Genomic DNA, 9142 nt, shown 5'->3' on the forward strand with positions numbered 1-9142 from the left:
ACCGAAAGCATGCACCGACGCCTGCCGCTCGCTCTCGCCCTCGTCACGACACTCGCCCTCACCTCCTGCACGACGGGAGAGCCCGCCCCGGTCGATTCCGGCTCCGCGGTCCCGGGCGACGGCGCGTCGTCCGGCTCCGGCGCCGAGCTGTTCGTCGAGGGGCACCTGACGGCCGGCGACGAGGACACGGCTGCGCGGATCGGGCCCCTCGTCAACCGCGGCGACCACGCCGTGCTCGTGCTCGAGCTGGTGCATCCGGACGGCACGGCCGGCGACGGCTTCGAGCGGCGGAAGCACTGGATGGCGCACCCGTTCAGGGGGGTCTACCGTTTCCCGCTCCTGGACCTCGATGCCGGGACGGTCGAGGAGCCGGTGCGGCTCGGGGATGACCAGGACAGCGACTCGGAGGCGACGGCGGAGATACCCGCGTCCAGCGGCTCCCCCTCCGCCGCCTACTCCGTCTACGGGGTGCAGGATCGCGAGTCCGTCGACGTCCTCGTGCCGTCGGTCGGGCTGGTCGAGGACGTCCCCGTCGTCGACGAGTCCGCCCTGCCCGACGGCGACGACGTCCGCTCCGTCGCGGCCATCGACGCGGCGGAGGAGCAGATCGGGCTTCCCGGCCAGGAGATCGTCACCCGCACCGCCCAGCTGGAGTCGTTCGCTCTGTCCGACGACAGTGCCCAGGACATCGAGGTCACCCCGGACCGGGTCGACATCAACCTCAACTCCGACGTCCTCTTCGACTCGGCCGCGGACACGCTGAGCGACGGCGCCGAGTCGGAGCTCCGCCGGGTGGCAGCGCAGCTGGAGGCCATCGACGGAGGCGAGGTGACGATCGTCGGGCACACCGACGACGTCGACACGGACGAGTACAACCAGGCGCTCTCGGAGCGCCGGGCAGAGGCCGTGCACACCAGGCTCGCCGAGCTCAGCGACCTCGACGGTCTGAGCGTGAGCGTGGAGGGCAGAGGCGAGACCGAGCCGCGCGTCTCCGGGACCACCGCGGAGGACAGGGCGGCGAACCGACGTGTCGAGGTCCTCGTCGTCCCCGACGAGCCGAGCGCTCCCGTCGTCATCGAGGGCGGCGAGGGGGAGCTCCCCGAGCCCGAGGGGCCCGTCGGGTCCGCGGGGGAGGGTGTCACCGCGGTCAACGATGACGGCGAGGAGCTGCACATCGACCTGGAGGAGCTGCGCACGAGGGGCCGCTACCTGGTCGGAGACGTGGCCGTGCGCAACGTCGGGGAAGACACGAACTCGCTCGTCATGAACTCGCTGCGCGCCATGACACTCAGCACGCCGAGGGGGGAGTCCGAGCCGAACCAGATGAACATGCCCTCCGGCCTGACCCTGCTCGAGGGCGGCCAGCGGTTCTTCCCCGTGGACTACTCCATCGACGGAGCCCCCTACACGCCCGTCGTCCCTGACCAGGCGGTGACCCTCGAGCCGGGCGAGTCCGTGCGGCTCGCCGTGGTCTGGCCGCGCATGGCGTCGACGTCGGCGGTGCTCGACGTGTCTGACTACAAGGGCACCCTGAAGGGCGGCCGTGCGCACTACTTCCTGTTCCGGGTGACCGGCATCCCCATCCGCTGAGCGGGTCAGGGGTCCTCCGCCCGCCCCGCGGTCCCGTGTCGCGGGTCCGTGTCCGGTGGTCTAGTCGCCCGACGACGACCCGTCGGCGTCCGCGGAGGCGTTGGCATCGAAGCCGGCCTCCGTCCGCGGGGCGGTCGGCTCCTCGTCGTCGATGAGCCCGACCGTGATCGTCGCCGTCGCGACCTCGTCGAAGTCGATCGTCACACGGTGATCGCCGGTGAGGTCGACGCCCCGCTCCGACGTCGAGACCGTGAACGTCTCGTCGACGCCGTCCCCGCTGCACGGTCCCGCACCGATCTCCGCACCGTCGACGCTGACCGTCGCGCTGCTGCCCCCTGCGCACCCCACGGTCACGGTGAGTCCGCCGTCGCCGTCCGCCTGACGTCCGAGGGTCCGCGACACCTCGCCGGCGGTGACGGTCGTCTCCAGCGACTCGCCCGTCCCGGAGAACTGCGCGATCGTGTCGGGGTCGGCGAGGAGCTCGGCCTGCGAGGAGAGCGGGCGGGCGGTGCCGTCCTCCCGGTCGGCCGCGCAGCCGGTCAGGACGAGGACCGCTCCCACGGCCGCTATCGTGAGGAGCCCGAGGGGGTGGCGTCGTGGCATGGCCATCAGTATGCCGCACGCCCGGAACGGCGACCGGGGAAGAACCCCGCCGCCGTGGGCGTTGACGACCCCGACAGCACAACGACCGCGCCCGGACGGCGCTCAGGAAGACCCACACGTGACCTCGACACCCTCCACGCGATCGACCCCGACCCCGACCCCGGCGTCCAGCCATCCCGGTGACGCGCTCAGCCGCGGACGGCGCGCCCTCTACGTCATCGTCCTCGGCACCCTCACCGCCCTCGGGCCGTTCACGATCGACCTGTACCTGCCGGCCTTCCCCCGCGTCGAGGCCGACCTCGGGGTGACGGCGGCGATGGTCCAGCTCACCCTCACCGGCACGACCGTCGGCTTCGCGGTCGGTCAGCTCGTCATGGGGCCGTGGAGCGACAGAGTCGGCCGACGGCTGCCGCTCCTGTTAGCGACGTCGCTGCACATCCTCGCCAGCGTGGGGGCGGCGTTCGCGCCCGACATCGTCACCATCGGCGTGTTCCGCGTCCTGCAGGGCGCGGGGGCCGCGGCCGGTGCGGTCGTCGCGATGGCCACCGTGCGCGACCTGTTCGGCGGCAAGCCCCTCGCCCGCATGCTCTCGCGGCTCGCGCTGGTCAACGGCATGGGCCCGATCCTCGCGCCCCTGGTCGGCTCCGCGCTGCTGCAGGTGATGCCGTGGCGCGGGCTGTTCCTCGTCCTCGCCTGCTACGGCGTGGTCGTCGTGGTCGCCGTGACCCTGCTCATCACCGAGACGCTCCCGCCCGAGCGCCGCACCGCACCGGTGCGAGGCGCCCTGGCGCGGTCGTACCGGCGCGTGCTCGGCGACAGGGTGTTCGTCGGCATGGCGCTCATCGGCGGTATGAGCTTCGCCGGGCTGTTCAGCTACATCTCCTCGTCCGCGTTCCTGTTCCAGCAGGAGTACGGCCTGAGCGCCGGGCAGTACGGGGTGCTGTTCGCGGTCAACTCGCTCGGCATCGTCGCCGGGGTGCAGCTGTCCTCGCTGCTGATGCGGCGGATCGGGCCGCAGTGGGTGGTCGCCGGCTCCGGGGCGGTCCAGCTGCTGTCCGCGATCGCCATCGTCGTGGTCGGAGGGGAGGGGGCGCCTCTCGCCGGGATCCTGGTGGGGCTGTTCGCGTTCATCCTGGCGACCGGGTTCACGATGCCTGCCGTGCAGGTGCTCGCCCTCGCCCGCCACGGCAGGGAGGCGGGCACGGCGGCGTCCGTGCTCGGCGCGACGAACTTCGGCCTCGCCGGGCTGATCTCCCCGATCGTCGGCGTCATCGGCGTGGGCTCGGCCGCCCCGATGGGGGCCGTGATGACGGGGACGGCGCTCGTCTCGGTTCTGGTGCTGTGGCTTGTGGTGAGGCCCCGCGGCGTGCCGGCGCTGGAGGACTGATCGCCTAGGGCCTCAGCCACGGGCGGCGCTCGAACCAGAACAGCAGGCGCGGGTTGCTCTCCTGCAGCTCGTTGAGCGTCACCGGCTTGGGCACGCGCTCGAGGACCGCGTCGACGCGGGATGCCACGAGGGCGATGTCGGAGTGCCGCCAGTACTCGCCGCGCATGCGCAGCAGCACCCTGCCCTCGGCGTCGAGGAGGAACAGCTGCGGCCGCGACGGCACCGACATGCTCCGGTGCATGTCCAGCAGCACGGCCCTGCTCACCCGGTCGAGGGGGATCGTCCGCGTGGGGCCGGCGAAGGGGCGCTCGGCGATGGAGTCGGGCCCGATGAACAGGCCGACCCGCAGGTAGGCGACGAGGGCGACGAGGTAGACCGCGACGACCGCGGCCGTGAAGCCCGGCACCCAGTCCAGTCCGCCGCGCGTCGCCTCCAGCCAGGAGAGGACGACGAGGACGGGGATGAGCAGGGCGAAGGTCACCGCCGTCCCCTGGACGAACAGCCGCCACACGAGCCGGACGCGGACCGCGCGGTGCGGACCGCGACGCGGGGTCGACCGCGTGCGTCGTCCGGGGGCGACGCGCGGTCCGGCGCCGGTGTGGTCGGCGGGGCGGGGGTGGGGGGTCACGGTGTCCTGTCCTCTCATGGCGGGACGCTCGACGCCAGGATACCGACCGGTGGTCCCTCCCCATCGCGGCGGGGAGGGACCGCGCTCAGGCGGCCGTCGGTTCAGGCCGCGGTGCGTGCCGCGTCGGCAAGTGCTCCGAGCACCGAGGTCAGCGCCGCGGTGATCTCGGGGTCCTCGAGCGGCGCGGCCTCGGCGAAACGACCGGAGGAGTTCGCCACCGACAGGGTCGCGTCCGCGATGACCGCGGCACCGGCGATACCGAGCGCCTTCCGTGCCTCGTCCTGAGCCCACACGCCGCCGTACTGACCGTGGGCTCCGCCGATCACCGCGGTCGGAAGCCCGGACACGGCCCCGGCGCCGAAGGGGCGCGACAGCCAGTCGATGGCGTTCTTCAGCACCGCGGGGATCGTGCCGTTGTGCTCGGGCGTGGCGACGAGCACGGCGTCGGCGGCGCCGACCGCGTCGCGCAGGGCCTGGGCCGTCGCCGGAACGGTCCCCGGCTGGTCGACGTCCTCGTTGTAGAAGGGCACATCGCCCAGGCCGTCGACGATGCGGAGCTCGGTCCCCTCCGGGGCGAGGGCGACGGCGGCCTCGGCGAGGGCGCGGTTGCTCGCGCCGGAGCGGAGGCTGCCGACCAGGACGGCGATGGTGGTGGTCACGTGGGGGTCCTTTCAGACGGGATCATTGACGACACAATCCAACACCCCTCGAACAGGGGTATTCCCCGGCGTCGTCATGGGGGGTCGCACGGCGGCTCCCCGCACCGGCGTCAGCCGCGGGCCCGGTCGTCAGCCGGCTCGCCCCGCGGTGTTAACGAGGACGATCCCGCAGCTCACGGCTGCGGGATCGGATGGCGGAGGATAGGGGATTCGAACCCCTGAGGGCTTGCACCCAACACGCTTTCCAAGCGTGCGCCATAGGCCACTAGGCGAATCCTCCGGGTCGCACGAGGCGACCTGACCATCTTAGCCATAACTCGGTGACGGGTGTGACCACCCGCGGGCGTCACCCCTCGGCGGCGGGGGCCTGCGCGCCGGGGTCCGACGCGGTGCCCTCCCGCGGCTCGTCCGCGGGCGCGAGGGCGGCCAGCGCCTCGGCGATGGGGGTGTCACCGCTGATCGCCTCGAACTGCGCGGCCGTGGTCTCCGGCTCGGCGAGCGAGGCGACGACGAGCGCGGCGACGTCGGCGCGGGGGATGGTGCCCCTGCCGGTGCTCTCGGCGATGGTGACGCGACCGGTCGGCTCGTCATCGGTGAGGCCGCCGGGGCGGATGATGGTCCAGTCCAGGTCGCTGTTGCGCAGCGCCCTGTCGGCGTCGGCCTTGGCCTTGAGGTAGATCTGGAACACGTCGTCGGAGTCGGCGTCGTAGTCGTCGGCGGCCATCGCCGAGATCATGACGAAGCGGTCGACGCCAGCCAGCTGCGCGGCGGCGGCGAGCAGGATGGCTCCGTCCCTGTCGACGGTCAGCTTGCGCTCCGGACCGCTGTTGGGCCCGGCCCCCGCGGCGAACACGACCGCGTCGGCGCCGGAGATCGCTGCCGCGAGCTCGTGCGCCTCGATGTTCTCGAGGTCGAGGATGAACGGTTCGGCCCCGGCGGCCGTCACCTCCTCGGCGTGGTCGGGGTTGCGGATCAGGGCGACGGGCTCGTCGCCGGCGTCGCGGAGTTGGCGGGCCAGGAGCAGGCCGATGTGGCCGTGGCCACCGGCGATGACGATCGTGGACATACTGCGATGCTAACGAGACCTCGGCGCGGACGCACGGCGGCCGCCGTGGCCGTGCAGGCCATCGCGCCCCGGTGGTCGTGGAGGGAGCGCCGCTGCGGTAGGCTGGTCCCCGGCTCCCCGCGTGGCGCCATCCAGGCCAACTCCCCCAGGACGGAAACGTAGCAAGGGTAACCGGGCTCTGGCGGGTGCGCGGGGGGTCATTTTTCTTTTCCGGACGATGGGCGTCCCGGGCGAGTGAGGGGCGGGGCCGTTCGGCACCCGCCCCTCACCGTGTGCGCTGCGGGGCGCGTCGCGATCGTCGGCGCTCAGCCCCGCGGCCGTGACCGTCGGGCCGAGAGCGACCCCAGAGCGAGGACCCCCGCCGCCATCAGGAGCGCGGCGAGTGCGAGCGCACCGCCGGAGGCCGTGCCCGTCGTGGCCAGCGCGCTCGCGGGGGAGGCCGCCTCGGCGCCGTTCGTCGCGTCATCGTCGGTCCCGCCCGTACCGGGTGCCGCCCCGGAGCTGTCCGCACCGTCGTCCGAGGTCACGTCCGCGCTGCCGTCCGCGGCCCCGTCCGTCCCCTCTGCCCCGCTCGTGCCTGTCCCGTCGGACGTGCCGGATCCCTCTGACCCGCTCGTGCCTGTCCCGTCGACGTCCGCGCCGGCCCCCGCCCCGTCGGAGTCGGAGCCACCCGGCTCCCCGGTCCCCGTCGAGAGGACGTAGTCGTGCGCGACGAAGGCCTTGAGCTCGGTCGAGCCGAGGTCCTGGGCCGCGGTGCCGTCGCCGTAGAGCGGAACCGTGCCGTCGTCCTGCAGGACGCGGATCCGCTGGCCGTCCGCGGTCGAGGAGACGCCGACCGCCGCCTCGTACGACCCCTCCCAGCCCTCGAGGCCGAGCGGGGCGGTCGAGCGGACGGGGGCCTGCGCCGGATCGCCGGTCCAGGTGAACACCGCGAAGTCGCCGGCATCGTCGGCGCTCCCGGCGAGGATGAGGTAGCCGTCGTCGTCGGCGCGGACCATGTCGCGGATCGCCCGCCCGCCGAGGTCGATGAGGATCGGCTCGCCGACCACCGCCTCCGCACCGGAGACGACGTCGTCGACGTCGGCGACAGGGACGATCAGCGCGCGCTCGTCCGCGGCCGACGCGGAACGGGCGGTGCCAGGGACCAGCGGCGACCGGAACCCCAGCCACAGCGTGGTGCCGTCCGGCGCGATCGCCGCGCCCTCGACGTTCAGCGACCGCGGGCCCTCCGCGGAGGAACCCTCCTCCGTGGCCGCGGCGAAGCCGAAGCGGTCGGCACCGAGTCCATGCAGCCCGGCGTGGTCCCAGTCGACGAGCGCGTCGCGGAGGCCGTGGGCGAAGCCGGTCACCTCCGCCGTCGTGGCTGCGCCCGAGCCGTCGAGCTCAGTGCGGATGACGACGTCGCGGTCCGGCCGGATCTTGCCGCTGCGCGAGTTGCCGAGCGAGCCCACCCAGTACACGGTGTCGCCGACGCGGGCCTGCGCCTCCAGGTCGTGCGCCTCCCCGCTCTGCAGCGGGGGGACGGCCGCGTCCAGGTCGAACTCGGCGACGGCCTCGCCACCGTCGGGGCCGAACAGCCGAAGCTCGTTGGAGTCGTCGTCGGCGACGAGCAGGTGCCCGTCCCCGACGTCCACGGCGGCCGAGGCGTCGGACATGCCGAACTGGACGGTCGCGCTCGCGTCGGCCGGGGTGTCGAGGACGCGGTAGTCCAGCGCCAGCCCGCGGGAGGCCGACTGCTCGCCCTCGCCGGCGCTCGCCGTCACCGTGATCGTCGCCGAACCGGCGGCCGACGGCGTCGCGGCGAGCGTGAAGGCGTCGCCGTCGCGGCGCACCTCGATGGCGTCGTCGGCGACCACCTCCTGGTCGGAGGACGACGCGGTCAGGCGCACCTCGCGACCGTCCGCGTCCGTCACGGTTCCGCGGGCGACCGGATTGGCGTCGCCGCCGAGGACGGCGCCGAGGGCTCCGCCCGCGCCACCGGCCACGCGCGCTGTCCACGACAGCTCGGGCGCGACCGGCTCCGGGTCGAGGGGGGTGTCGACCGGATCGTAGCCGGGCGCGAACGCGACCCCGCGGTACGCGGTGCCCTGCTCGGCGACGGAGATGACCGTCTCCGACGCGCGAAGGGTGTCGTCGCCGGTGTCGAGCAGGCGGACGAGGCTGTTGCCCTGCTCCGACCCCTTCACCGCGTAGACGACGGTGTCGTCGCCGGCGGCGCGCGCGGTCAGGCCCCAGAAGGCTCCGGGGTAGCTGCCGACCGCGCGGTAGCCGCTGCCGGAGTCGACGTACTTGACGATGCCGGCGGCGCTGCCCTCGGTGTATCCGACGTACAGCTCGTCGTCAACGAAGGCGAAGTCGTGCGCGACCTCGGCGCCCGCCGGGGCGGCCGCGACGAGCGTGAAACCGGGCGAGGGCACCGTGCCCGAGGGGTCGAGCGCGCCGACGAGGTTGACGCCCGCGTGGCCGGAGCGGTCGCTGGAGACGTAGACGCTTCCGTCGGCGATGACCGGGACGCGCGCGTTGTTGAGCGCGTCGGAGCCCGACACCAGCGGCGTCGGCAGGCTGCTCCCGCGGGGAGCCCACACGACGCCGGCCTTGGACGCGGCCGCGTCGCCGCCGTGGCCGGCGACGAGGAAGCCGCTGCCGTCGACGCTGACGGCGCCGCGGATGTGACGGAGCGAGAACGCGTCCGCGAGCGAGGTCGACACGTCGACCGTCCCCGCGGCGTCGACGCTGCCGACGACGCGCGGCACCGCGGGGGCAGCGGTGGTGTTGGGCGCGGCGCTGCCCGGTGCGGCGTCGTAGCCGCCGAGTGTCACCACGCTGTGGTCGGCGGACTGCTGCAGGGCGCCCTGCTGGTCGGCCGTGCCACCGAGCGTCAGGGCGTGGGAACCGTCGCCCGAGCCGGTCGTCGGCAGCGTCACGCTCCCGGTCCGCTCACCGGTGCCGTCGGTCAGCCGGATGCTCACGGGGGCGGCCGTCTTGGCCAGACCGGTCCCGTCGCCGACGACGGACACGGCCAGACGGTCCACGGCGGCGGGGTCAGCCGAGGTCCCGGCCGCGATCGCGGCCGACGGGGCGCCAGGGAGGGCGAACGGCGCAACGAGGGCGGCTCCGAGCAGGACCGGCAGGGCCAGGCGGCGACCGGGGCGCGGCGCACGCGGCAGGCGAGGACGGACGGGGGACGGGGGTGTGGACATGACGGGTCC

Annotated in this window: 7 protein-coding genes, 1 tRNA gene and 1 other RNA gene; 3 read left to right on the forward strand and 6 right to left on the reverse strand. The window is 73.8% G+C overall.

Features of this window, described 5'->3' with window-relative positions:
- Positions 1 to 9: 9 nt before the first annotated feature.
- Positions 10 to 1590 (forward strand): OmpA family protein, encoded by a 1581-nt coding sequence (locus FM119_RS10175; RefSeq protein WP_087137743.1) that lies wholly within the window; start codon positions 10 to 12, stop codon positions 1588 to 1590.
- A 60-nt stretch (positions 1591 to 1650) separates the two neighbouring features.
- Here the strand turns inward: FM119_RS10175 and FM119_RS10180 are convergent, their stop codons facing one another.
- Positions 1651 to 2193 (reverse strand): hypothetical protein, encoded by a 543-nt coding sequence (locus FM119_RS10180; protein ID WP_143822681.1) that lies wholly within the window; start codon positions 2191 to 2193, stop codon positions 1651 to 1653.
- A 118-nt stretch (positions 2194 to 2311) separates the two neighbouring features.
- Here FM119_RS10180 and FM119_RS10185 point away from each other — a divergent pair, with 118 nt between their 5' ends.
- Positions 2312 to 3580, forward strand: a complete 1269-nt coding sequence (locus FM119_RS10185; protein ID WP_245827434.1) for a multidrug effflux MFS transporter — start codon at positions 2312 to 2314, stop codon at positions 3578 to 3580.
- Between the two features lie 4 nt (positions 3581 to 3584).
- Here the strand turns inward: FM119_RS10185 and FM119_RS10190 are convergent, their stop codons facing one another.
- The 4 genes from FM119_RS10190 to FM119_RS10205 form a co-directional block, all read right to left on the reverse strand.
- Positions 3585 to 4208, reverse strand: a complete 624-nt coding sequence (locus tag FM119_RS10190; protein ID WP_087137748.1) for a hypothetical protein — start codon at positions 4206 to 4208, stop codon at positions 3585 to 3587.
- Between the two features lie 101 nt (positions 4209 to 4309).
- A complete protein-coding gene (locus FM119_RS10195; protein ID WP_087137750.1) occupies positions 4310 to 4867 on the reverse strand; it encodes an NADPH-dependent FMN reductase in 558 nt (185 codons plus the stop codon).
- A gap of 192 nt (positions 4868 to 5059) precedes the next feature.
- Positions 5060 to 5147 (reverse strand) — tRNA-Ser (locus FM119_RS10200).
- 66 nt (positions 5148 to 5213) lie between these two features.
- Positions 5214 to 5933, reverse strand: a complete 720-nt coding sequence (locus FM119_RS10205) for an SDR family oxidoreductase (protein WP_087137752.1) — start codon at positions 5931 to 5933, stop codon at positions 5214 to 5216.
- Positions 5934 to 6041: 108 nt separating this feature from the next.
- Between FM119_RS10205 and ffs the strand changes: the two genes are divergently transcribed.
- An RNA gene (gene ffs, locus FM119_RS10210) (signal recognition particle sRNA small type) lies at positions 6042 to 6138 on the forward strand.
- 100 nt (positions 6139 to 6238) lie between these two features.
- On the opposite strand, the gene FM119_RS13675 is transcribed toward ffs, so the two are convergent.
- Positions 6239 to 9142: DUF3616 domain-containing protein (locus FM119_RS13675; protein WP_218778766.1), on the reverse strand; the 2904-nt coding region annotated here is incomplete at its 5' end.

The organism is Mycetocola reblochoni REB411, from assembly GCF_900163835.1.
Lineage (GTDB): Bacteria > Actinomycetota > Actinomycetes > Actinomycetales > Microbacteriaceae > Mycetocola_B > Mycetocola_B reblochoni.

Bases quoted from the DNA above. Each gene is read 5' to 3' on its own strand.
- FM119_RS10180 (WP_143822681.1), bottom strand. From the start codon at position 2,193: ATGCCACGACGCCACCCCCTCGGGCTCCTCACGATAGCGGCCGTGGGA.
- FM119_RS10205 (WP_087137752.1), bottom strand. From the start codon at position 5,933: ATGTCCACGATCGTCATCGCCGGTGGCCACGGCCACATCGGCCTGCTC.
- FM119_RS10175 (WP_087137743.1), top strand. From the start codon at position 10: ATGCACCGACGCCTGCCGCTCGCTCTCGCCCTCGTCACGACACTCGCC.